20 protein-coding genes are annotated in these 25,072 nt (G+C 40.4%); 10 read left to right on the top strand and 10 right to left on the bottom strand.

The annotated features are described in order from the left end of the window. Nucleotides 1-16: 16 nt before the first annotated feature. Nucleotides 17-2,728 (bottom strand): hypothetical protein, encoded by a 2,712-nt coding sequence (locus M23134_RS15975; RefSeq protein WP_002697922.1) that lies wholly within the window; start codon nucleotides 2,726-2,728, stop codon nucleotides 17-19. A gap of 296 nt (nucleotides 2,729-3,024) precedes the next feature. Between M23134_RS15975 and M23134_RS15970 the strand changes: the two genes are divergently transcribed. After that, nucleotides 3,025-5,310: an ATP-binding protein gene (locus M23134_RS15970; protein ID WP_002697919.1), complete on the top strand. Its 2,286-nt coding sequence runs from the start codon at nucleotides 3,025-3,027 to the stop codon at nucleotides 5,308-5,310. A gap of 59 nt (nucleotides 5,311-5,369) precedes the next feature. Here M23134_RS15970 and M23134_RS15965 read toward each other — a convergent pair whose 3' ends face one another. Then, on the bottom strand, nucleotides 5,370-5,663 hold the full coding sequence (locus M23134_RS15965; RefSeq protein ID WP_002697917.1) for a hypothetical protein: 294 nt from the start codon (nucleotides 5,661-5,663) through the stop codon (nucleotides 5,370-5,372). A gap of 473 nt (nucleotides 5,664-6,136) precedes the next feature. On the opposite strand from M23134_RS15965, the gene M23134_RS15960 reads away from it, so the two are divergent. The 3 genes from M23134_RS15960 to M23134_RS15950 all read left to right on the top strand — a co-directional run bounded on the left by M23134_RS15960 (nucleotide 6,137) and on the right by M23134_RS15950 (nucleotide 9,574). Beyond that, the gene (locus M23134_RS15960) at nucleotides 6,137-8,326 is read left to right on the top strand and encodes a 7TM diverse intracellular signaling domain-containing protein (protein WP_002697915.1); all 2,190 of its coding nucleotides are present in this window, start codon (nucleotides 6,137-6,139) and stop codon (nucleotides 8,324-8,326) included. A 288-nt stretch (nucleotides 8,327-8,614) separates the two neighbouring features. Next, complete coding sequence (locus M23134_RS15955) at nucleotides 8,615-9,163, top strand: SiaB family protein kinase (protein WP_002697913.1); 549 nt, start codon at nucleotides 8,615-8,617, stop codon at nucleotides 9,161-9,163. Between the two features lie 33 nt (nucleotides 9,164-9,196). Continuing rightward, nucleotides 9,197-9,574 carry a DUF1987 domain-containing protein gene (locus M23134_RS15950; protein WP_002697911.1) on the top strand — a complete coding sequence of 126 codons (378 nt, stop codon included), beginning with the start codon at nucleotides 9,197-9,199 and terminating at the stop codon, nucleotides 9,572-9,574. A gap of 148 nt (nucleotides 9,575-9,722) precedes the next feature. Here M23134_RS15950 and M23134_RS15945 read toward each other — a convergent pair whose 3' ends face one another. Next, nucleotides 9,723-10,643, bottom strand: a complete 921-nt coding sequence (locus tag M23134_RS15945) for a ribose-phosphate diphosphokinase (RefSeq protein ID WP_002697909.1) — start codon at nucleotides 10,641-10,643, stop codon at nucleotides 9,723-9,725. A 586-nt stretch (nucleotides 10,644-11,229) separates the two neighbouring features. Here M23134_RS15945 and M23134_RS15940 point away from each other — a divergent pair. From M23134_RS15940 to M23134_RS15930, 3 genes are all read left to right on the top strand, one after another. After that, nucleotides 11,230-12,201 carry a YheT family hydrolase gene (locus tag M23134_RS15940; RefSeq protein ID WP_002697907.1) on the top strand — a complete coding sequence of 324 codons (972 nt, stop codon included), beginning with the start codon at nucleotides 11,230-11,232 and terminating at the stop codon, nucleotides 12,199-12,201. A gap of 83 nt (nucleotides 12,202-12,284) precedes the next feature. Beyond that, nucleotides 12,285-12,770: a hypothetical protein gene (locus tag M23134_RS15935; protein ID WP_002697906.1), complete on the top strand. Its 486-nt coding sequence runs from the start codon at nucleotides 12,285-12,287 to the stop codon at nucleotides 12,768-12,770. Between the two features lie 46 nt (nucleotides 12,771-12,816). Further along, nucleotides 12,817-13,785, top strand: coding sequence for a YheT family hydrolase (locus M23134_RS15930; protein WP_002697904.1), 969 nt, complete (start codon nucleotides 12,817-12,819; stop codon nucleotides 13,783-13,785). A 143-nt stretch (nucleotides 13,786-13,928) separates the two neighbouring features. On the opposite strand, the gene M23134_RS15925 is transcribed toward M23134_RS15930, so the two are convergent. Then, complete coding sequence (locus M23134_RS15925) at nucleotides 13,929-14,720, bottom strand: SDR family oxidoreductase (protein WP_002697902.1); 792 nt, start codon at nucleotides 14,718-14,720, stop codon at nucleotides 13,929-13,931. Nucleotides 14,721-14,960: 240 nt separating this feature from the next. Here M23134_RS15925 and M23134_RS15920 point away from each other — a divergent pair, with 240 nt between their 5' ends. Beyond that, nucleotides 14,961-15,566 carry a hypothetical protein gene (locus M23134_RS15920; protein ID WP_002697900.1) on the top strand — a complete coding sequence of 202 codons (606 nt, stop codon included), beginning with the start codon at nucleotides 14,961-14,963 and terminating at the stop codon, nucleotides 15,564-15,566. Between the two features lie 82 nt (nucleotides 15,567-15,648). Here M23134_RS15920 and M23134_RS15915 read toward each other — a convergent pair whose 3' ends face one another. From M23134_RS15915 to M23134_RS15900, 4 genes are all read right to left on the bottom strand, one after another. Beyond that, a complete protein-coding gene (locus tag M23134_RS15915; protein WP_045113689.1) occupies nucleotides 15,649-16,335 on the bottom strand; it encodes a hypothetical protein in 687 nt (228 codons plus the stop codon). A gap of 289 nt (nucleotides 16,336-16,624) precedes the next feature. After that, nucleotides 16,625-17,674, bottom strand: coding sequence for an alpha/beta hydrolase family protein (locus tag M23134_RS15910; RefSeq protein WP_045113709.1), 1,050 nt, complete (start codon nucleotides 17,672-17,674; stop codon nucleotides 16,625-16,627). Between the two features lie 8 nt (nucleotides 17,675-17,682). After that, complete coding sequence (locus M23134_RS15905) at nucleotides 17,683-18,765, bottom strand: hypothetical protein (protein WP_045113688.1); 1,083 nt, start codon at nucleotides 18,763-18,765, stop codon at nucleotides 17,683-17,685. Between the two features lie 10 nt (nucleotides 18,766-18,775). Further along, nucleotides 18,776-19,168, bottom strand: a complete 393-nt coding sequence (locus M23134_RS15900) for a lipocalin-like domain-containing protein (RefSeq protein WP_002697892.1) — start codon at nucleotides 19,166-19,168, stop codon at nucleotides 18,776-18,778. 426 nt (nucleotides 19,169-19,594) lie between these two features. Here M23134_RS15900 and M23134_RS15895 point away from each other — a divergent pair, with 426 nt between their 5' ends. Both M23134_RS15895 and M23134_RS15890 read left to right on the top strand, forming a co-directional pair. Further along, nucleotides 19,595-21,862, top strand: a complete 2,268-nt coding sequence (locus M23134_RS15895) for an aconitate hydratase (RefSeq protein WP_002697891.1) — start codon at nucleotides 19,595-19,597, stop codon at nucleotides 21,860-21,862. Nucleotides 21,863-22,140: 278 nt separating this feature from the next. Then, nucleotides 22,141-22,551, top strand: a complete 411-nt coding sequence (locus M23134_RS15890) for a hypothetical protein (protein WP_002697889.1) — start codon at nucleotides 22,141-22,143, stop codon at nucleotides 22,549-22,551. 495 nt (nucleotides 22,552-23,046) lie between these two features. Here the strand turns inward: M23134_RS15890 and M23134_RS15885 are convergent, their stop codons facing one another. Further along, on the bottom strand, nucleotides 23,047-23,307 hold the full coding sequence (locus M23134_RS15885; protein ID WP_002697888.1) for a hypothetical protein: 261 nt from the start codon (nucleotides 23,305-23,307) through the stop codon (nucleotides 23,047-23,049). 630 nt (nucleotides 23,308-23,937) lie between these two features. After that, entirely contained in the window at nucleotides 23,938-24,891 is a 954-nt protein-coding gene (locus M23134_RS15880) for a leucine-rich repeat domain-containing protein (protein WP_002697885.1), read from the bottom strand. Nucleotides 24,892-25,072: the final 181 nt, after the last annotated feature.

The raw sequence follows: 25,072 nt of genomic DNA, 5'->3' as shown, positions 1-25,072 counted from the left end.
TTTATTTAACAAAGAATTACCAATTTGTTTTAATCTTTTTTATCAATGGGTTAGCACTTTCATATTCACCCTTGACTACCCCTACATCAGCAGTTATCTTGATAGCATCATATAACATAATCTCAACAGCTCTTACTTGTTTCCCCCACTTAATAGGAGTCAGCTTTATAGCCAACTGGTAAGTATGGCTCGCCCCTAACCCTTTACTTGTAACTGGATTCTTCATTTTTTCGCGTAAAACTGGGTCAGCCAATGAAGTTTGCATTGCTAGTTTGAGTTGTTCTTGAGACCAATTAAGCGGAGTTTTATTATTATTCTTTAACACATTACTTACATTAGCAATTATACTTGTTATCACCCCAGGTATTAGCCCAGATAATTTATCAATTTTAAAAACATCAAGCCCAAAAACTATTGTAATGTCTGCATCTCTAGCTTTACTACCTTCAAATAAACACTTTACCCCTATTTCAAAAGAAACTGCATGAATACTAATAGGTACTTTATAAGCCAGAGTAGTTACCGATTGACCTATGCGTGAATAATCCTGTTTAGTGTTTTTATCTCCCTTTTTCTCATCTTTTTCAATACTAGCTTTATCAAGTCGTGATCCATGCATTACCTCTAGTTCCATGCCCACTTTTGTTTTAGCATCTTTAGCATCCACCCCAAAAAATACTTTTACAAACATGCCACTTTCAGCATAGGGCTCTTGTTTTCTAGCCAAGTCAGTATTAGCTTTGATAGAGGTTGCCACTTTATTTGCCCAACTTTCAGCACCTTTAAAATCATTGGCATTGTTGCCCCAAGCAAAGTTAATTCCTCCATGCATTGCAACTCCTAAAGCGTCTATCGGATTAAGTTCATAATCATCAAGTAACTTTTGAAGAGCTACAACAGGCCAAGCAGGAGTAATTGCTAGGCTCGCATTAAGTATTTTCACCCACAAAGAATCACTAACCATATACTTGCTAGCCATTTTTCGTAGGCGTTTATAAACTGCTAATTGATAATATGTCATCACATCATTACCTGTCACTCCTTGAGCTTCTACATACCCGCCCAAGGTAAGCCCTACTTCTGCTATCTCAGCAAAGTTTCCTTTTATTGTAACCCCAAGTTTGCTTGTAAGCTTTATGTTTGACCCTGATTTAGCAGGTTTTCCAGGTTTAGGCTTGGGCCCGCTACGTTGCGCTTCAATTTTCAAATCCATTCCTAAAAAGATTCCAGCAGTAACAGGTGCGTATACTCCCACAAATAATTTAGTTTTACTTCCATCATAAGGCAATTCACCCTCCAAAAGAGCTCCTAGTCCCCCTAAAAATGTCCCTATATTAGCTGCTTCGACATTGCCAAGGTTTTTAGCATTTGTTTTTTGCTGTTGCACACGTGCTTGGTCAGAAAGTACATTTTTATAATCTTGTATTTCCTTTTTATGTTTTGCATAATTCTCCAACGAGTCAAAATGAGCGGTAATGGCAGTATTGGCACTGGGTTTTTGGTGTTGGTATTTATATACACTAATTGCCTTGGTGCTATTGTTACCTATGCCTATTTCTAGGGTATTACCCTTGGCTGTGCTCTTGAGTGCATCGTAGTTCTTATAAATAAACTCGTGGGCCTTATTGGTCCAGTCGTTACCCTTTAAACTATACCCATGTATCCATACTACAGGCATTTTTACAGCGTGGCGTTGCTTGTCTTTGCCCGCAAAGTAGTGGATATAGTCAGGGGCTAATTGCATATCCGACAATAATGCACCTCCATGTTTGTTAGGTTGGCGCCATTTAGCAAAGTCAAAGTGCTCTAACTTTGCCGTGCTTAAAGGCACTTTTACACTGTCGCCAGGGTGAGCCGATAACACATTCTTTCCCCCATGCTCACCACTTGTCTTCCATTTATTGCTTAGGTCTAACAATCCTGAAGGCAATCCTACCTTTCTCGCTATCCCCTCTCTTGTATCATCTGGAATCAATATATAACGCAAATGGGTAATAGAAACCGCTTTGTCACTCCCCTCACTAAACCATATTTTCTCTTCTTCGTTCAACCCTAACCCGTCTACTTCGGCTTTTTGATTTTTTCCAAGCCCATTGGTCACGTATATTGTACTTAATTGTATGTCACGCTTTACATCAGCAAGATATTGAACATAGGCTTGCTTAAAAGCTGGGGCTTGGAATAGTTTCTTAAAAGCTTTGCTTTGAAACACCTGTTTAGGAGAAATAAGCTTGGTACCCTTAGGAAAGTGTATTTTCGCTCCTTCATCTATATTGTTAATGTTTTTTATATGGGTATTCATGCTCAAAAATTCTTTGAACGAAATACTGATATTACCAGCTTGTTTATGCCTTAAAAACACCCTATACAATGTTCCCTCTTCTTTCTGTCCCTTATAAATATAAATTTCATAATCATTATATTGGGTAGCTTCCTGTGAGTTCCACCTAAAAACCCCTCCGTATTTTTGTACTGCACCAGGCGCTTTTAACATTTGTTGGCTTCTGCCTTCGTTATATTTTTGCAAAATATAATGCGCTTCGGGCAAATTTGGGGCAGCAAAACCTGATTGCTTGGCAATGCCTTGGTTATAATTTTGTATTATTCTATCAGCACTCGATACATTGGGAGAAGAGAGTTTTGCTCCAGGGGTACTTGCCAATGTATTGGTTGTGGTAGTTTTTTGAGGTGAGGTTGAGTGGCTAGTTTTTTCGGAAGTTTTTGACATAACATCTTAGTTTAGGTGGTACTTTTAAAAATACAAAAATTCACTTAACTTTTATTAATACCTTGTCATTTTAATTAGATCAATAGTTACCCACGCTGGTCAAAGCCTCCAGACTTTCACCTTACAATAGCAGCAAGTTGGTAAATTGCATTTGAAACAGGGGAAGTTTAAAAAAATTAAGCCAGTAAAAGTAAATGATGGCGGTAGCCCTTGCTTCAAAAATAGGTTCTACCTTACTTGCCCTGTTTTTCCAGCACAATTTTAGCTAAATTGCAGCCGTAATCAGACTAGAGCGCATGAATACTACTCCTGACAATAATACTGTGAAAGCGACCACTCAAAACAATACCCATATACTACAAGCAGAGCTTAATTGGCTCAAAGCCTTGGTGCTTCACCGGGTAAGTTCCCCGCAAGACCCTACTACACTAGAAGGGCTTACCTTACCTTATAGCAAAGAACTCCCGGACGATGGCAGCCATTATGTAAAACTGGCACAACGCCTCCAACTATCGTTGGAAGGGCGCTTGTTATTAATTTTGGGTTTGGCTCGCTCTATGGACGATGATGCGCTTTTTCCACTGGCCGAACTATGCAGTTTAAATAAAAGCAACCTGGAAGACAGTCAACACTGGTGTTTGCGTATGATAGGCGGGCACCTCCACGCCGAAACCCAAACCTTTATTCCTACCCTCAAAACCTTGTTGTTTTTGTTGTGTGGCAGCAACAAAATAGCCCAGCAAGAAGCATTGTTGCGTTTTCATACCCGCCACGCCTTATTTTTAGAGGGCATCGTAGAAATGCACCCGTTGGGAGCAGCTTCAACCCGGGGCGACCGGGTAGTACAGGACTGGATCAACCACCAGGTTTTTTTGAATCCTTCTTATTTGCGCTACTTCTTGGGTGGTCCGGTGCCCCAGCCCGAAGACGACCTCAACTTACCCATTCGCCTGTTAGACTCAGGCTTGACTATAGACGACCTTGTATTGCCCGACAAAGTACACTCGCAACTACAACCCGCCATTCATTTTATCAAACATGGGCAGGAGTTTTTTCAGCGCGAAGGCATTCGTAATAAATTTCGTGAAGGTTTTATTATGCTGCTCTATGGACCTCCGGGAACGGGTAAAACCCTGACTGCCTCGGCATTGGGCAATAGCCTGGGCATCAAAACTTATCAATTGGAAGTGTCGCAGGTGATTTCTAAGTATATAGGCGAAACCTCGCAAAATATGGAGAAGGTGTTTGCCGAGCTAGAGCGTGCCATTCAATGGCTGGAGGGGCAAATGTGTATTTTGTTTATCGATGAGGCGGACGCTGTGATGGGTAAACGCTCAAATGTAAAAGACAGTAAAGACCGCTACGCCAATATGGATGTATCGTTTTTGCTCCAACGCCTCGAAAAGTTTCCAGGATTGCTTATTCTTGCCACCAACTATGAGCGCAACATGGACGAAGCCTTTGGGCGCCGTATTCAAACCTACTTGCACATTCCATTGCCCAACGAAGAGCAACGCAAGCACCTCTGGAAAAACATATTGCCCAAGCCTTATGCTTATGTATCGCCTAACATGCCCGCTATTCTGGCGCACCAATTTGCCATGACCGGGGGGCACATCCAAAACATTCTGAAGCAAGCTTGTTTGCACGCAGCAAGCGACAACAGCACTGTATTAGAGTTTAACCGTCACCTGGAGCCTTACATCAAGTCGGAGTATGCCAAGAAAAATATCACTTATACTCCGCCACGCAATATTTTGACCTTGCTACAGCTTGAGCCCAAAGAATATACTCAATACAAGTACTGGGCAGATGCTTTGCCCGAAAAAATCTCTTTTATGCCCAGTCGTTTGCCCGAATACTTGAGCAAATGTATCAACCTGAGTCAAAACGAGGTGGTAACGCTCATGAAAAGTATTTTGCCTACAGTAGAAGGAAGCCAAAAAAGTACGCTGGGATTTGAGCCCATCAGGTCGGCATTGAAAAAACACTGTGAAGCCAATCAAATAGACTGGCAGGCTTTTGCTCAAAAAATGAATGCGTTTATGGGCAACACTGGGTCAAAACCTGCTTCCTCACCTGCTTCTAAAAAAACCAAGGAGAAACCTGTAGACAAAAAAACAGAAAAAGCGCCGGAAGAGGCTCCAAAAGCTCCTCCGACGCCACAAAAAATAACGCCTACACCTCCCCCAACCAAAGAACAAAACCTAGTGCCTCCTACCTCTACCAACAATGGCGCTGGCCCAAGTTCGTCGGAATACGCTCCTCCTCCACCCCCCTCAGAATACACGATTGATGGCAACCGGGCAATCCTTAACCCCGAACTGGCCACCAACCATTGGTTACGTTTTTTGCCCGAAGGCTTTAGCTATACCAGGCAGGAAACCCCAAAAAATCTGGGGAAGTTTTATGCCCTCACTGAAAACGAAATTATGGTCACTTTACAGTTGGCTGCCAATGATGCCGAAAAGAATGGTTCAAATTACATAGAGTTTACTCCTCACATTAGTGATAACCTAGAGAAACTTCGAAAGAAAATAAAAAAGGATACGCTTTACCGCGATTCGTTTGCGGGCATGTAGCAAGACTATTTGTTGGTGCCTAGGCCACTCACCTCTTGTAGCTTTGGTGAAGCAAAAACTCAATGTGGGGTAAGCCGTTCTACCAAATAGACACATTGGGCATATATGATGCGCTGAAAAAACGGCAACAATAAATTGTAGTCGGGCTTAAAATCTTGTTGAATTTGCGGAAGTACCTCTGTATACAAAGATTGTTGGCACTTTTGCAACAACTCCTGGCTCAACGCCTCATCTTGCAGCTTTTGGGCAGCAAACTTTTTTACGGTGCTTTTAAGTACTTTTTTGTATTTGGTAGATTCGAATAGCCTGACTGGATCGTCGAATAGCAGACGATATTGGGTATCTTCATTCATAATGGGTCTAGTTTAATCTCACTTATTTTATCATACTATCCAGTTCTCATTGGATAGAGCATTTTATACTGAAAAGGCAATATTTATACCTCTTTCCTACTATTTATACGTATTCCCCCCCTTTTGTTCCTCTCAAAAGCGCCTTTGTTTGTATTGCACGCCCCAAAATCACAAAAAAAATTCCCCCTTTGACACATATTACAACCGTTTTACCACAAGCGTGATTTTTAGCCGTCATCGATGAGTTGGCAGCAACTACAGGTGCAAGTCTTTAGATACCGATGCACATCGGTGCGACAAGCCTCCACTTTATAAACAGGGTATAAAAATTGTGCATTCAAGTAAATACCTGTCGTTTAAAAGAAAGCTTTATCTCTCCCCCAGAAATGCAGGCAGAGTACTGGTTCTTTTGAGAACTCAAATAATTATTATACATTTAAACAACCAATGGCTTTTAGATAAGCTCATTTTTCGTGAAGCTAAACAATATCAATACATTTAAACAGGGCATCCCTCATTTATCACTCATTATTTTGCTGTTTTTTGGCGCTCCTTTGTGGGCACAAAACAGCCAACATGTGTCATTGATTGACATGGTAGATGAATATCACCTGGGGCAAGACTCTATTCAGGTACTGCCAGACCCTGGTGGTAAACTTACCATTGCACAAGTATCATCCCCTGAGTTTCAGCCATTGTTTAAATCAGCCTCTGCCATTAGCCAAAAAGTTCAGGTATATTGGGTGAGGTTTTCGAGCAGTGCCAACTTAGAACACGAAAAAGACTGGGTGATGAGCTTTGAGCCCTGGGATAAAGTTAATTTGTATTATGCCAACCCCAAATATAAGGACTACCCGGCATCTAATGTAAAAAAGTCGGGAGCAAGCCTGCCCATGAGTATGCGCGATGTAGACCAAAGTCTCGATCGTGAGCGACCTTTTGTAACTGTACCTATCATTAACAATTCAAAACAAACTTTTTTTATCCGATTGGCGGGTGCCCCTCACTTTGCCAACCGCATCAGTCCAGTGCTTTATTCGCGTACACATATTTTAGAAAAGAAACGCCTGGAGAAGTATACTCAAGGCTTACACCTGGGCTTTATTCTAACCATGGTCTTGTACAATCTCTTTATTTTTATTTCAGTAAGAGACCGCAGCTACCTTTATTATGTACTGTACTTGTTTTTTCTGGGGGTGATCTTCATGATAGACGATGGAGACGGTATGGAACTACTCTGGCGTGAATACCCCTGGCTAGATACCCACCTCACTTATTTTATTTTGCCTTTGGTGCTCATATTCAATACCTCATTTACCCGCAGCTACCTAAACACTCGTATTAATAGCCCTTATTCTGACCGCCTACTCAAGATATTGATTGGCTTTATGTGGCTGTTGATGCTGACAATCATAGTATTTACTGCCACCAAACAGGGTAAGTATATACGTCAATATTACACCATTTTTTACGGACTGGTAGCTATTATCATCACCATCAATACTGGAGTAGCATTTCACTGTATCCGCATTGGTTTTCGTCCGGCACGCTATTACCTCACTGCCAACCTCAACTTGTTTATTAGTTTTGGTATTGCCATTTATTTCTTCTGGACCGATCAGTTCTGGAACGGACACGTAGCCTTACAGATTGGCTCAGCCCTGGAAGCCATCTTGTTTTCGCTGGGGCTTGCCGACCGTATCAATACGCTTAAGCGCGATAAAGAATTCGCCAATGAACGTATTATCAGACAACTGCGTGAAAACCAGGAAATACTCAAAGAGAACCAGTTGATCAAAGACAAAGCCAACAAAGAACTCTCCCGCAAGGTGCGCGAACGCACGACACAGTTAGAAGAACGCAACAAAGAAATAGAGATTAAAAACACCAAGATTACCGATAGTATACGCTACGCCAAAACCATTCAAAGGGCTATTTTGCCCAATACGGATAAACTTTGTCAAGCATTTAACAATTACTTTTTGGTATATTTGCCCAAAGATATTGTTTCAGGTGATTTTTACTGGCTGAGACATTTTGCCGAAGAACAAAAAACTTTTATTGTAGTAGGCGATTGTACCGGACATGGAGTTCCCGCCGCTTTTATGTCGCTCATTGGTACCGCTACGCTCAATGAAATAGTCAATCAAAAGAAAATTGATGACCCAGCAGATATTTTAGTCCATTTACACGAAAGCATCCGGGTATCATTGCACCAGGCTGATGGAAAAAATGAAGATGGCATTGATCTTGGTTTGTGTTTAATAGAACACGACCCAGAAAATGCTAAACAACGAAAAGTAACCTACGCTGGTGCAAAGCGAAATTTGCTTTGTGTAATAAACAATACACAGGAACTAATAGAAGTAAAAGGCGACCGTAAGTCGGTAGGAGGCATGCAAAGAGAAGAAAAACGTGTTTTTACTAACCATGTGCTTAATTTAAACACGGGAGACACGCTTTACCTGACGTCTGATGGTTATACTGACCAAAATGGAGAGCAAAAGAAAAAGTATGGAAAACTTAAGTTTTTACAAACTTTGACCAAACTCTCGCTGCTTAGTTTGTCTGAACAACGCCAAGAGTTATTGCAGGAACTGAAGGAACACCAAGGCAATGTATCGCAAAGAGATGACATTACAATACTTGGAGTAAGGCTGTAATGGAGCATTGCAAAATATTCTTCATTTTTTTAACAAAAAACTCTGATGCAAGTAAAATTTATTTAAATTGCACCTATTCCTTATCAAAAAGAATTGATTCATTTAGTTTAAATGAATGTGTTTTTTTACTAAGGTGTAATCACAATTTCCAAAGAATCTTTGTTTTTTTTTGGGTATTGAGATTATATTTTTAACTTGAAGTCAGTCTTTTTTTTAAACCCTAGCTTTTCAACTTTGGCGGGTTAATGTTAGATGTTAAACCCCGAAACTTTTTAAGTCAAAGCTGATATGAGTGACAAATTAAATTTATTTGATTACTGTACGGATATGGATGAGCAAGGCATCATCCTGTCTTTTAAAGGCACTATATCGCAAGAGATACTCGCAGATGTAGGTGTTAACCTTAGAACCAAGTTTGAATCTCACAACATAAGCCGTAAAACTTTTGCGATTTTTGTAGAGTTAGCTCAGAACATTTACCACCATTCGGCAGAGAAAGAATTTTCTATCATCAAAGGAAGATTAGCTGGTGCAGGGGTAATTATAGTACAAGACGGCGGTAGCCATCTGAACCTTATTTCTGGCAACCTCATAGACAATAGCGTAAAAAAAGGCTTGCTTGAGCGTTGTCATTACATCAATTCTCTTGATGAGGCTGCCTTGCGTGAGTATTTCAAAACGCAACGACGCAACAAAAAACCAGATGGAAGCACCGGAGCCAACATAGGGTTGATAGACATGGCGCGTCGATCCGGAAATGCTTTAGAGTTTGACATATCAGACGTCAATGATACAAACTCATTTTTTTCCCTTTCAATTAAAGTTGATAAAGAATAATAAACTTAGATCGAGCAAATTATTAATAGCGGTATGGAAAACTTTCACATCGAGGGGTCACATTATATACCCGAAGTTAATTTTAATGCAGAAACGGGAGTACTGGAAATATCAGGTGAATCTTATCATGAGTATACCATAGAATTTTTTCAACCTATTTTCGACTGGTTAAAAGATTATACCAATGATAGCGGTAAGAAAATTACCTTGAATTTTCGCATGAGCTACTTCAACACAAGTTCGTCCCGTCGTTTTCTTGAGATGATGAATATCCTGGAAGATTATCATTTCAATAAAGAAGGAGATGTCATTATTAATTGGTATTACGAAAAAACTGATTTGGATATGCTTGAAAGCGGTGAGGAGTACGCTGATGATGTAAAAGTTGAGTTTAATCTAATCGCTTATTAACTTCACTCTCTGTCTCTTGACAATACTATAAATAATAAACTTTCAAAACAGCCAAAAAAATTGTAGCATGACCTCTTGTTCAAAACCAACTAGAGGCTGTGCTACAATTCTACTTTTTGAGAAGTTGTTTCATAAAACATTCCCTCCTTTATGCAATCGTACCTTCCAGTTTATCGATAATCAAACGATCTATACTTTTGATTTTAAGTAGTGGTGATTCCACTTTCACTGCATTAGGGTGGCTGTCTGTAGATACCACACACTCAAATAATCCACTTTTTTGCAAACGTTCCATGGCGTTATTAGGAAAAATACCGTGAGTCGTAATGGCTGATATCTTAGTGGCACCTGCATCTTTATACGCCTGTGCAGCGTTGATCAACGACCCACCTGTACGAATCATATCATCATAAATCACCACATTTTTTCCTTTTACATCGGCATTTATTCCCGTAATCTGGGTGTTTTCGGCACTAATGCGTCGCTTAAACACAAAAGCCGCAAAAATGCCCATATCGTTTGCCAGCGACTCTACCCATTTGGCTCTGCCCGTATCGGTACAAGCTAGAATAAAGTCTTCTCCTCCCAGCTCGCGGGCAGCCTCTATTACCAGGTCTTTACAGTAAATATGCACCGGGCGAATATTACCTTCGAAATAGTGCTGCAAGCCCGAAGTGTGCAGGTCGAACAATAATACTTGATTGCCCCTTCCGGTAATAGGAATGGCCGACAATAGCCGGGCACGACTTTTACCTGTCACTACTTCACCAGGTTTTACAGCCCGCTCCATAGTAGAGTAACCAAAGTAAGGGATCACTAAAGTAAGCGTTTTTCCCCCGTACTTTTCTATAGCACAGGCCATGTCAAACAACTCAAGAGTGTCTGAGTCGGCAATGGTCCCTCCTACTATCACTACATCTTTTCCGTTTACATCTGACAAAATCCGTTGGTATCGTTCGCCATCAGGAAAAAATCGCACTTCGGTTGCTCCATCTTCATAGCTACTGTCCAAAGCCAATAACTTGGCCTTTAAATAGGTATAGTTTTGAGTACTGAATATAATCTTCATATATTTTAATTTTGTGACTGATTTTTCTTCAAATCAACATCGTTTTTATCACATAAACATCTGACAACCGGCACCTTAGCTAGTACTCTAGCTTCTAAGTAGGTAAAGTAGGGATTTTGATGAATTAACTACGTTGAGCTCGCGAAAAGCTCGGTTTTGTTCTTTGGCGATCTTCAAAATTTATCCCGCAGGGAACTAGCATAGCCATAGCTACGTGATATTTAGCCTGTGGCAGAGCTCAGCACAGCGAAGCTGTAGCTATCGGTTTTGAAGGGAAGTCAAAGGGCAAAAGGTGCAGAATACCGCTTTACATATTTAGTGTCTGGAGTACTTATACTATGGGCTTTAGTGTACTCAGCTGAGTTTTAAATTAGAAAGATTTTTTTTGGAATCCAAAGAACCAATCCTTCACCAGAGATTTTACGTTTATTAGGCTCAATAAAATTGAAATTATTCGCAAATTGCGATTTCATCTATGGTTGCAAAAACGATGAACGTTTTATAATGAGGAATTTTTGAAAGCTTCGCACACTTGACCTGAACCATTCGTAATGGCTGTAGCTGAACACTTAAATAAATATTACTGATGCCCATAATTCAATCTTCGTCTTACAAAGCACCTGCCTGGTTGCCCAACCGTCACTGGCAAACCATCTACCCCAACGTATTCAGAACAGTAAAAGGGGTAAATTACCAACGAGAACGGATTCAAACCCCTGACGATGATTTTTTAGACCTGGATTGGTCAAAAACAGGCGATAAGCACACCACACGCTCACTTGTAATACTCTCGCATGGGCTCGAAGGAGCCGCCAACCGAACCTATATGCTGGGCATGGCCAAAGCATTTAACGCCCAGGGGTGGGATGCACTCGCCTGGAACCTACGTGGCTGTAGTGGGGAGCCTAACCGTACCGTTAAACTATACCATCACGGCATTACTGAAGACCTTGACGCTGTACTAAAGCATGTATTTGCTCACTATCCTTATGAAAAAATAGCATTGGTAGGCTTCAGCCTGGGGGGTAACCTTAACCTAAAGTACTTGGGCGAGCAAGGCGAAAACCTTGACTCACGCATTGTAAAATCGGTGAGTTTTTCTACCCCTTGCGACTTGGGCAGTAGCGCACCTCTGCTCGAAAATCGCAATAACTGGATATACCAACAACATTTTAAAAAAAAATTGGTGCAAAAAATAAAAACCAAGAGTAAGCTATTTCCCAAAGAATTACCACTCGAATTATTAAAAAAAGTGGATTCTTTGCTCGATTTTATAGATATTTATCTGGCACCTATCCACAACTTCAAAAATGCTGAGGATTATTTCAACCAAGTAAGTGCCTGCTTTTTTCTTGATAAGATTCAAATCCCATCGTTGATTGTCAATGCTATTAACGATTCGTTTCTTTCGCCAGAGTGCTCGCCCATAGCCCAGGCACAAAATCACCCCTATGTTTTTGTGGAAAATCCAACCACAGGGGGACACTGTGGGTTTCCGATGGCAGATAAACAAGGATTATATTGGTCAGAAAAAAGAGCTTTGGAATTTGTCAGTTAATCGCCAGCAATGCCCAGATGGGGTGATAATGCGTGGTTACGATTCAATAGCATGGTTAGAAATAATCGTCAGGCAATTGAGATATGAAAAGAGACAGAAAATTTTGGTACTCGTTTTTTAATGAACTAGGGTTTATGATTATGCCCTATGCTTATCGTTATCAAAGCAATTCTCCGTTCAACTGTGAGCTGAGAAAAATTGGTGAACCAGTCATATATCCTGAAAGTGAGGAATTTAAGATTATAAAGTCTGATACAGGATATTTTTTTTACCAATTAGATGAAGTAATGCTTCATAAGGCGCTTGATACGATGCGTTATGCAGACTTTTTAATCCGACGCAGACTTAAAAAGAAGCGGATTCCAATGAAAATTCGCCCACAAAAAAGCAAAAATATTGCACGTATAGCCCAACACCCTTTGTTGAATGGGTTTGACCCTAAGGAGTTTTTTGCAATGATTACGCAAATTACCAACGAACTGGATCCTTTGGGGCTTCAGGGTAACGCCAACTATTTTGGCGATTATGACAGTTATGGTTTTTTTATGCTCGACATTGAAAAACTGTAAAAAAACCTGCCCCCACTTTGGGGGCTTTTACTTTTTAAATAATCGAATGCCTGTTATTTCAGAATCTTCTTATCGTTCGCCTTTTTGGTTACCCAATAGGCACTTACAAACCATTTACCCCAATATACTGCGCCGGATTGAAGGCGTACATTACCAAAGAGAACGGATTGACACCCCAGATGGTGATTTTCTTGACCTTGACTGGTGCAAGTCGCCCTCTGGTCAACCTCGCCTGGTGATTATGTCGCACGGTCTGGAAGGCGACACTCACCGTACTTACATGAAAGGAATGGTGCGGGCTTTTCGCCAACAAAACTGGGATGTGCTAACCTGGAACTACCGGGGTTGCAGTGGAGAAAACAACCGCTTGATCAAGGCTTACCATAGTGGGGCTACTTATGACTTGGCAACGGTGGTACAACACGCGCTTTCGCTCAATGTATACCAAGAAGTGGTCATGGTGGGCTTTAGCTTGGGGGGCAACCTTACCCTCAAATACTTGGGTGAACAAGGGGCTCAATTGTCAGAACTAATCACCAAGTCGGTGATTTTTTCGGCTCCCGTAGATTTGGCGGCTTGTGCCGATGAGATAAGCAAGCCGCATAACTTTATTTATGCCAAGCGCTTTTTGCGCACCCTTAAACAAAAGCTTAAGGCGAAGATTGAACGATATCCTGACGCCTTTGCACCGGGTATTATGCAACAAATCAAAACGTTGCGTGATTTTGACAATTTATACACCGCACCTGTGCATGGGTTTGAAAACGCACAAGACTACTATAAACAATGTAGTGCCCGTTATTTTTTAGATACAATTGCCATCCCCACCTTGATTGTAAACGCTCAAAACGACAGTTTTTTGGCACCCACATGCTACCCTAAAACACAGGTTGAAAAGCTAGACTGGATTTTTTTAGAAATTCCCCGAAAGGGTGGGCACTGTGGCTTTGCCCCAGCAAAACCAAATGATTTGTATTGGTCTGAGCAACGCGCACTTGAGTTTGTACAAGGTTAGCTATAGCAATAAAGCCTGCTACTAACTTGTCAGTGCAGGCTTTCAATGATTTATTTTGTAAACTATTGAAAATCAGTGCGTTATAAATTATGTAATTACTTACAAAATAAGATACAAACCCCAAGAACTAAGTTTCCAGCACCTTACAAGCAAGCTGTACGTCCTCCGTCTACTGGCACGTTAATACCATTGATGTATCCCGCTGCTGGGCTCGCCAAAAATACAATGGCGTTGGCTACTTCTTCGGCTTCGGCAAAACGACGGGCAGGAACCCCTGCTTTCATCACTTCTTCTATTTCTTCATTGCTTTTTTTCAGTTTTTGAGCGCGATTTTCTACTATTTGCTCCAGGCGGGCTGTTTTGGTAAAACCTGGCAATACATTATTGACTGTAATGCCGTATTGTCCCAATTCATTGGCCAATGTTTTAGACCAGTTGGCTACCGCACCTCTTACAGTATTTGATACCCCCAAGCCATTGATGGGTTGTTTTACTGAAGTAGAAATGACATTCACAATTCGCCCAAAACCTTCTTTGCGCATCCCCTCCATAAGCCCTTGCACCAATATATGGTTACAAACCAAGTGCATGTCTATAGCGCTCTTGAACTCTTCTACCTCAGCGTTGGCAATAGGTCCACCCGGAGGGCCTCCAGTGTTATTAATCAGTATATGAATGGCTTGAGGTGTATCAGACAGATAAGCGTCTACTTTTTCACGTAAAGTGTCAGGTTCCGAAAAATCAACCAAGATATAATCGTGTACCTGCCCAGCCGAAGTATCCAACTCTTCGAGCACATGTTTCAAACGAGTTTCGTTTCTTGCCAACAAAGTAACCCTTGCCCCTAGTTGAGCCAATGCTATAGCGCTGGCTTTGCCTATGCCTTGGGTACTCCCAGCCACAAAAGCATTCTTTCCCTGTAGATTTAAATCCATAAATTATTCATTAGTTAATGATTCACTGCCCCAATGCGAGGATTCATCAATCACCAAATTTAAGCAATCTCTCTTAACTTTGAGCAACCAACCCTGCCAAAATCGTTTACCCTAGTAGAAGGTAGCTTTGAGTAATTATACCAATCAGGCAAAACAGGTTTTGTATCGAATTTTACCAGGCTGGTACAAGTTTGGCATAAAATCATTAATTTGCACTTCGAACACTAAAATTTTAGTAATATGAATACCCCTGAGTCGTTTGACTTCACACCTGAAATGATCGAAATTCCTGAGGTTTTTCGTTCTTCTCTTGACAAAAAACCTTTTGAAAAGTGTATTTCCTGCGAAACCTACCTTCTGGATGAAGGTGTGACCTATTTTATTGAAAAGTCGGTACGCAACTATAAAGATCATGGGGTAACTGATACCGTTTTTGAGTACGCCATGTGTATCGACTGTATGGAGCGCATGCGGCAGGCAGTATCTACCGAGTCGTTGCAGCGTATGGAAGAGTATTTCTTGTCGCAGGTAAACCCACTAGAGCGCCAACTGCTTATGCTCAACAACGAAGAGACATTAAACATAGAGCCCTGGATAGAAAACTGCATTGTAAAAGGCACCCCAAAGACCGAACTCGACGAGTATCAATTGCATTGCCAATGTTTTGGCAAACAGATGGTGTTTACTTATATGCCTTATATGATTGGTGGAGAAGCTATGGAAGAAATGGCGGAGTTACTTTCGGCAAAATCGCGCGGGGAAATTGACAATTTTATGGATGATAATTTTGGTTTGCCACCTGAGCTTAAGAAAGAGTTGGGAGATTTTAAGTATGTGTTGATTTAGACTTTAATACTGTTGGGTATTTTGGCAGTTGATCAAGATACCCAACAGTATGTAATCCAAAACAGTTTATATTTTACAAAGGTTAGTGACTAAAAGCAGCCCCTCGCTCAATGCTAATTTCAATCCTCTCTTGTTTTTTTACACTACTGTTTTTAAATACCTTCTTGCGGTCGGTGGTGCCATTTTCAGCACAATCTTTTATATACCTGATGGCATCCTGGTAAGCCCTGTCTCTGTTTTTTTGTTGTTCTCGGCTCAACTGCCCCCAAAGCCTTTTTAACTGATCTAAAGCATCTTTTTTGTTGACAATATGCTTAGAAACTTTTTTCCATGTTTTGTTTCCAGTGAAGTCATCACCCATAATCCGGATAATTACCACATGCCTATCATTAGAAAAAGCGCCCCCTTTTAAAAACTCAAAGTCAACCCTGGCTTCTGAACCTTTGAACCCATCAGCTTTAAAAGACTTACTGGTTTTGCTGCTCGAAGTACTTACGCCGTTTTTGGGTGCCCTTGAGATAAAGTTTTGAGCCTTTTTGTAAGCACTCTCTACTTTTTTGCGATCACTACTAGGCACCGACTGGTAAAGCCTCTTGAGCAAATCCATTGCTTCGCGTTTGGTAATAATTTTTCGTTCACCCCAAGAAACTTCTTTACCAGAGGCACCCACGGTAAGCTTGGTTCCTTGAATTTGCATTTTGACAGCATGCTGTCCCCATGCGCTAGACATGCCTATACTTAACAGGCAAATAAAAAGTATTGATTTCATTGTAATAATTGATTTAGTTAGAGTTTGCACAAAACTATCACATTTTTTATACAAAAACAGGTTTTATTTATCCTAAAAAGATAAAACCCCTAAAACAAAAAACGAGATGGCAACAACATCTCGTTTTTCTTTCCTCACCACAAAGCTTATATCTTAGTCAAAGTGTGGTCGTTGACAGAGCTCTCCAAACTTGATTCGGAGAGTTTCCAAATTTACCTACACCAGGATTGACGCATCTAATCCAACAATTCATTATAACACCTAAACGCAGCAGCCTTTCCTCCAAGCGCTAAATTTTTTGATGTAAAGCAAAAGCCCGAATATCATCTAGTACTCCTGAAACAAAGGCATGCTCTCCCCAAAGCCAAAACTTCCACATGAAAGTCGCATCTGGGCGTATTTTTTGAAAATGCCGATGTTTGAGTAAACTATGAGTAGCGTTGGTGTAAGTCTTCACGACACATTGCTGAGGATGATATTTCATAAAAATGTTTCGGTAAATGCTCGATGACTCTTGAAAATTCACATTCAGATCTTTATCACCAAACAGCGCAAACACCGGGCATTGAAGGCGTTTAAGTCCTTCTGTGGCATCTGCTCGTATATTTTTTTGCACAAAATAATAGCGCTCTCTGGTCATTAAACGAGGGGGAATGCCGGTGGTAGCCTGTTTTTTACGCTCATAAGCTAAGTATGCTTCATAGTTTTTTTTCTGAAGTAAAAATTGATGATCTGCTTTGTTTTGAGCCAAACCTTTCGCAATCTCATGGGCATTTTTTCCTTCTCTCTTGAGCCTTTGGGTGGTTAAATAGTTGCTTTGTTGCCTCCAGTTAACTGCTCCTGAAACTATGATCATAAAACTGAGCTGAACCTTTGAATGGGTATTTAACAAAGGAAGTACCCATCCTCCCTGACTAAAGCCAATCACCCCAATTTTTGAAAATCGCCACTTTTGGCTGGTACGTACATACTTTAGCGCATCTCTTACTTCTTGGGCTCGCGCTTCCATGTCTTGAGATAGCCAGTTTCCTTGCGAAGCCCCTACTCCTTTCTTATCCCAAGCCAGAGTAGCCACCCCTTTTGCTGCCAGATGTCTCCAGATAGATTCGTAATATCCGTGGGCATTAGCAGTTAAGGCACCGTCTCCATGCACAAAGATCAACAGCGTAAGCGAGTCTTTTGGTAGACCTTTGGGCATATTGAGTACTCCTGATAAAGTATCTTGATTACTCAAAAAACGTATTGGGTGAGCCGTATAATTGTCTGCTGGTAACCATATAAAAAATGCCAACAGCAGTAAAAACAGGCATAACAAGAATCTTTTTACATTTTTTTTCATGGGCATTTCTAAAATTTGATTCCTATTTCCAGTTCAAAACCCCAATTGGTGCTAAAAACCCGCGAAGTTTGTAATTGCTGAAAAATACTCCCTCCTACCACTATCCCCAGTGAACTCTTAGGGATGTACATAAGCCCCTGCTTAGAACCAACGCCGATTAAAAAGTTGTGTGACCTTTTCTCTTGTCTGTCTCTTAAAACTTCTAATCCTACCGGGACATTTAAAGCCACGTTTGCATACAGGTTTGAAAATAACTTGATGTATACTTGAGTTCCAAAGCCAAAGGTGTAGGCATCTATTACCCGATACTCTGCCCCATTGATGGTAGTTTCCTTGACTTGAGATTGTCCCAATGAAAACATAAAAGGAACAGTGATTTCTTCCCTATCAGAAAAACCTACATAGCTTACCCGCCAACCTTGAGTATGAAGCCCTGCGCTTCTTTTAAAGGTGAGCAGGTTATGCCATTGCCCCAATGGTTTGTTTTTGGTGATGGCTAACCCATGCACAGCTGAAGGTTCACTGAGCACTTTAGGAGGCACATATTCAGCCGTGAGCCGTTTGGCTTTTCTTTCTTCAGCAAACTTTTTTAAACAATGCTCCAACAAGTTTCTGATTCTTTTCTCTTGTGAACCTGCAATGCGAGATTGGGCTGAAGTAGCAAAAACTTGGTCTTCGTAGTGTTCTATAGAGAAGTTTTTTTTTAGTTTGCCTTGCTCCTTTTCATAAAATGCCAGTTTTATTTCGGCTCTGGCAGTTATTTCCGAATTACTTGTTTGCTCTTCTTTTACTTGCAAATAAAGTACTTGCAGTATTATTGGGGTTGCCTGTGGGGTTGGCACAAGTGACTGATTAACAAATATTTGAATAGCTTTAGGTACTTCAGGATTTAGCTTGATTGCCACTTTTTCGTCCAGCACATCTTTGGTATAGCCAATGCTTTGCTTGTCTTTACGGCTATCTACTACCTTTTTTATATAAAAAGAAGGGGAAGCAATGTAAAACTGGGCTGGTTTTAAAGTGATTTGGACTTGGGCAGTTGCAAACTGAACTACCATCAACCAACTAATTACTATGACAATGATTCTCATCTTTCTTTATCTATTTAGTTGATACATAATGAATATCTATTTCCCGCATATCCTTGAGGTCTGCCTTCAAAACCAGGCGATTTAGTGTCAAGGTCTGAATAAAAAATCTGATGGACTCTCCCTTTTTGTTCCAAAGCCTGATAAACTTCCCATTGGTGTTCAGTTTCCACTTACCAGTGGCTGCTTTGCCCTTATCCAGGGATACATATGTCAGGTCATCTTTCAATAAGATATAATCTCTTTGTTCTTGTTTCGAAGGCTTGTAATGGGTTTTACCATATTTATAAGTAGATAATTTCCACTTTTTGGTCAGGTTTTTCTTATGGATATTCTGGGCTTTGGTTTCATAACAGGTTGTTGCTAATAGGCTTATAGCCAATAAAATCATTCTTTGATATTTCATATAGGAGTTGTTCTAAGGGTAAACATACAATCAATCAGAGGTCATTTACAGCAGTTGATCTATCTGACTGGTTATTGTATACTTCAAAGATATGGGGAATTGATGTAAGGATGGTGGTTCAAAATGGACAATATTCTGGGGTATACTGCCTTATATCTATGAAGACTTCTAGAGGGTTTTAACACTTTGTTGGGGGTGAAAAGCTAAATAATGCATATAGCCCTACTATTTATATCACCACACATTCTCGATAAAATACAATGTTTCCCGAAGCCTTTTAAAGACTGTTTCTGAATTAGCGAAATTACGCTGGAATACCCCTCTGGTTTATTTTGAATACAGGCAGTATTTCCTATTTTTGTCTATAAGTTTACAGCCACTGGCTGGTATTTGATTTCGACTACAATATATAAACAAATTCTAATTATGGCTTTTGATATAGATATGATAAAAGCGGTGTATGCTCAAATAACTGAGCGTGTAGAAGCCGCCCGAAAAATTGTAAACCACCCCCTTACGCTATCAGAAAAAATATTATACGCCCACCTTTGGGATGGCAATCCCTCCAAAGTATTTACTCGTGGTAAAGACTACGTAGATTTTGCCCCTGACCGTATTGCTTGCCAGGATGCTACTGCACAAATGGCTTTGTTGCAGTTTATGCAAGCCGGAAAACCAAAAGTAGCTGTACCTACTACTGTACACTGTGACCACTTGATTCAGGCAAAAATAGGTGCTGACAAAGACTTGCAAGAAGCATTGAACACCAGTAACGAGGTTTTCAACTTTTTGGGGTCTGTATCTAATAAATATGGCATTGGTTTCTGGAAACCAGGCGCTGGCATTATTCACCAGGTAGTGCTCGAAAACTACGCTTTTCCTGGTGGAATGATGATTGGTACTGACTCTCATACTGTAAACGCTGGTGGCTTGGGTATGGTAGCCATTGGTGTAGGTGGTGCTGATGCCGTAGATGTAATGGCAGGTATGCCCTGGGAACTTAAATTCCCTAAGTTGATTGGAGTAAAATTGACTGGTAAGCTTTCTGGATGGAGTTCTTCCAAAGATGTGATTTTGAAAGTAGCCGATATTTTGACTGTAAAAGGTGGGACTGGAGCCATCATTGAGTACTTTGGCGAAGGAGCCAAGTCTATTTCTTGTACGGGTAAAGGAACCATTTGTAACATGGGAGCCGAAGTAGGGGCTACTACTTCTACCTTTGGTTACGACGATTCTATGGAGCGTTACCTCAGAATTACTGGAAGAGACGAGGTGGCGGATGCTGCCAACCAAGTAAGAGCTCACCTAACAGGTGACCCTGAGGCTTACGCTAATCCAGAAAAACATTTTGATCAATTAATTGAAATCAACCTTTCGGAGCTTAAACCTCACATAAACGGGCCTTTTACCCCTGACCTTGCTACTCCAGTCGGCGAAATGACCGAAAAAGCTAAAAAGAACGACTGGCCAATGGAAGTTGAGTGGGGATTGATTGGCTCTTGTACCAACTCTTCTTATGAAGACCTTACCCGGGCAGCTTCGGTAGCGCAGCAAGCCATCGACAAAAAACTCAAAACCAGGGCTGAGTTTGGCATCAACCCTGGTTCAGAAATGATTCGCTATACGGCGGAGCGAGATGGTTTGTTAGAAGTTTTTGAGAAACTGGATGCCCGCATCTTTACCAACGCTTGCGGACCTTGTATTGGGCAATGGGCAAGAGCAGGTGCCGACAAACAACCCAAAAATACTATTGTTCACTCGTTTAACCGCAACTTCTCTAAGCGAGCCGATGGTAACCCAAACACCCACGCTTTTGTAACTTCTCCAGAAATGGTAGCTGCCATTGCCATCTCGGGTCGTTTAGATTTTAACCCAATGACCGACAAGCTCACGAATGAAAGTGGCGAAGAGGTAATGTTGGAAGAGCCTACTGGTATGGAGTTTCCTCCCAAAGGCTTTGATGTAGAAGATTCGGGTTATGTAGCTCCTCCTGCTGATGGGTCAAACGTAGAAGTAGTAGTGGCACCAGACTCTAAACGCTTGCAACTATTGACTCCTTTTGAGCCTTGGGACGGTAAGAATATTACTGGTGCCAAGTTATTGATCAAAGCCTTTGGTAAATGTACTACTGACCACATTTCTATGGCTGGTCCTTGGTTGCGTTACCGTGGTCACCTCGACAATATCTCTGATAACTGTTTGATTGGTGCGGTAAATGCATTTGGTAAAGAAACCAACAAGGTGAAAAATCAGGTCACTGGCAAATATGGCGAAGTACCTGCCACCCAACGTGTGTATAAAGCCGAGGGAATCCCTACTGTAGTAGTGGGTGACCATAACTATGGTGAAGGTTCTTCACGCGAGCACGCTGCTATGGAGCCTCGTCATTTGGGGGTAAAAGTAGTATTGGTAAAATCGTTTGCCCGTATTCACGAAACTAACCTGAAAAAACAAGGGATGTTGGGTATTACGTTTGCCAACGAAAACGACTACGACCTGATTCAGGAAGATGATACCTTTAACTTTATTGACTTAGAAAACTTTGCTCCTGACAAGCCTTTGACTGTGGAAATAGTACACGCTGATGGTAGCAAAGATACCATCAAAGCCAACCATACTTACAACCAAGCTCAAATTAAGTGGTTTAAGGCTGGATCGGCGTTGAACCTTATCAAGACTCAAAATAAGTCATAAATGCTTTTACCAAAACCAGCCAGTAGTGCTGGTTCTTGGTTCAACGATACACTTTATGCCTGTTAAAAAAATGAGTTGGTTGTGTCATTCTAAAAGGAAAAAACAAGTCTTTTTAACGACAAAGACAGCATTTTAAAACAAGCGCTTATATTATACAGAAGGTTGGCTATATCGGTCAATCTTCTTTTTTTGCTCCCATCCTTGACCTACCTTCCCATGTTTTTCGTAAATAATAAATACAACTTTACCCTGTTTTTTAACCAATTATATCCTCCATTATGGTTTACCGTGATAACAAATTCATTCGTATAGAACTTGATCAAGACAATAAAATTGCTTTGGTCAAGTCGAAATCATTTATCAATGATAAGGAATATCAAAGAAGTTGGTACGCGCTGGCAGATTTGCTACTTGAACACCAGATTAACAAACTATTGATCAATGACCAGGATACAAAGGTTGTTTCTCTGAAAAGTGTCGAGTGGCTCATGCAAAACATATTGCCTAAGCTACTAGCCAGCATGAACAACCTCACTGCTGCACTTGTTCCGCCTGAAGATATTTTCTATCAGGTATCTATCCAAAACCTACAAGGCCAAATAGACAACCATCCTAATTTGTCAGACAAGATTAAAGTCAAATGGTTTGAGCAACCCGATGAGGCATTGGTGTGGCTCAAGAGTAGTTAAGGAACGTGATCGCCCCGTAAACGGGATTTCGGGCATAGCCCTCAACAATAACTGTCCGGTTTAGAACATATCCTCTTTACTGACTTTCGTTACTTTTAGCCTTTGGCAGAGCTCGGCGCAGCAGGGCTGCAGCCATCGGTTTTCGCCGTAGCTATGGCTACGACTGCAAAAAGTGCCTCAGCCAGCCTCGAGTATACGCCCTCAATCTCGACACTTATTTTGAACATGTTCCTAAGGAAGATATCAAAGCAAGATGATGGCATAAAAAAAACCTGAGTTCAATAAACTCAGGTTTTTTTGTGGTATTCACAACTTGAAGTTAGGTTTTGGCTAACTGGTTTGGATTCCCCATACAAATATGCCCCAACAACAGGGCAATTTGTGCTTTTGATATGATGAGTGTTTATGAAAAAAAATAGTTACAAAATAGCTAGGTAAAAAAGGCAGGAATATCTACCCTGCCAGGTTTTTAGTGTTCAGTGTTAGTGTATATTTTTAAGTCCAGGGTGATGAATTCTGAATCTCACTCATAATGGTCGCATATACTTTTATTTCGTTACGTAACTCTGCATTTTCGGCTTTTAGAGTTCCCAACTCTTCTTCGAGGTAGGTCATTCTATTTTTGAGTTCTATTTTTAACTGAGTCATTTCTTGCTTGAGCGAAGCCGCAGTAGAATGCCCTGTACTTTTTTTGCGTTTTTTGGGAGTTTTAGAGGTGTTGATCTCCCAAATAAATTCAGATGCTAAATTGTTCATATTGTAGAATAAAAATTAGTGTTCAAAAAGTGTTAATTAACGAAAAAATAAATTGTTCCAGGGGATGATATCCTATAGCACAGGCGAATTTTGTAGTTTTATTAAGAAAAGCATGGGTTTGATATTTATTCTTGTTTATTTGGCTTTTTTGTATTTTTTTGTGTTTTCTTATCCAAGCTTTCTATGAGGTTTACAACTTTATTGAGTCTCTTTACCGACTTTTGATAACGTGTTTGCATTTTTGTGTTGAGTAAATAATATCCTATATATTTGTTAACAAGACTTTCTTTTGCTTATTATTTAAACAAATATACTACAATCAAGGAACAAAAAGTACTTCAATTTGCTATTTTAATGAGCAAATTAAACAAAAAAAATATTTTTAATTTAACTCATACAGGTAGTCAAAACGGTGTTGGGAGATAGGGAGATGGGGAAATAAATTTATTTGAAAAAATATTCTTATTTAGGGATCAAGTGCCAGGTACACTCAAATATTGTGTTATAGTTGGGCATATAAGTAGCAGGTGATAGATTTGGTCAAGCTACTCGTCCCCTAAAGCAAACCCTGCGCTCATTACCTTATGTATGAACGCAGGGTGGTGTTTATTTTATAAAAAGAGAAAGTACTTACAAGTTGATCTCCTCGTCTATGTCTACCGAAGTATCTTCAAGGTTTAGGTCTAACATAAACTCTTTGATGGCCTGTGTTCCTTGTCTGATGATTTCTTTGGGTACATTGTTAATTTTAGGATACTGAATCTGTTTGAAATATCGCTCAGATGCTTGACTTGGTTCACGCATACCATATACCAAAGCTCGCCCTATTTTCATGTCATTCATCATTACCTTGGCTTCTTCGTCTTCTATGTTCAATGCCATAGACTGCAACGAAGAGGAAGTAATCACTTCAGGAATACTCTTTACAGGGTTGCACAAAAGATTCATTTTTTCAATTTTTGGTAACTTAAGCAAGGCTTCTGGTATTTCGCTTATCTCGTTATACATCAGGTAAAGCTCTTTCAGTTCCTTTAGGTTTGCTATTTCTTCAGGAATGGCCGTAAGCAAATTAAAGTTGGCGTAAAGCTCTTCAAGTTTACTTAGTTGGAACACACTTGCGGGAATTTCTGCAAAGTCGTTTCCTGAAATATCCAGAGAATGAAGTTCAGTAAAAATACTCATATCTTCTGGAAAAGACTCAAGCAGGTTGCCCGCCAACGAAAGGTTTTCCAAAGCAGTCATTTTCATTACCTGCTCAGGTACTTCTGTAAACAAGTTACGGGTAAGCCCTAATATTTTTAGATGGGGTAGCTCCAGCAATGCGTCAGGCAAAATAGTAAGCTGGGCAAACCCTAAATGAAACTCTTTGAGGTTTTTAAGAGACTTTATCTCATCTGGGATAATTTCAATTGTGCAGTTTTCCTCAAAACTACCGCCCACTCTTAGTACTTCTAATTGTTCTAAGGCAAAAACTTCTTCAGGGAACTCAGTAAGTTCCGGGTGCCAATATAAGTATAGCTCTTTTGACTGTTCTTCCTGGGCTTTCTCTATTTTCTTTAGAATATTTCCTGGTGTATTGCTCATTTGTCTATTGTGTGGTTAAAGAAGGGAACATTTTTTTAGTGATACAATCATACTAAAAGAAATCCCCAACCGCCAAATTGATTGTTATATATTGATTCGCAAAAAAATTATTTTATCATACAAAATGTTATCAACTTCATAGCCAATTTTATTCCAAGCAAAGAATGAATACTGACCAATG

Origin of the sequence: Microscilla marina ATCC 23134 (assembly GCF_000169175.1) — a bacterium.
Lineage (GTDB): Bacteria > Bacteroidota > Bacteroidia > Cytophagales > Microscillaceae > Microscilla > Microscilla marina.
The sequence above is the reverse complement of the archived record's forward strand: the minus strand, read 5'-3'. Positions and strand labels throughout refer to the sequence as shown.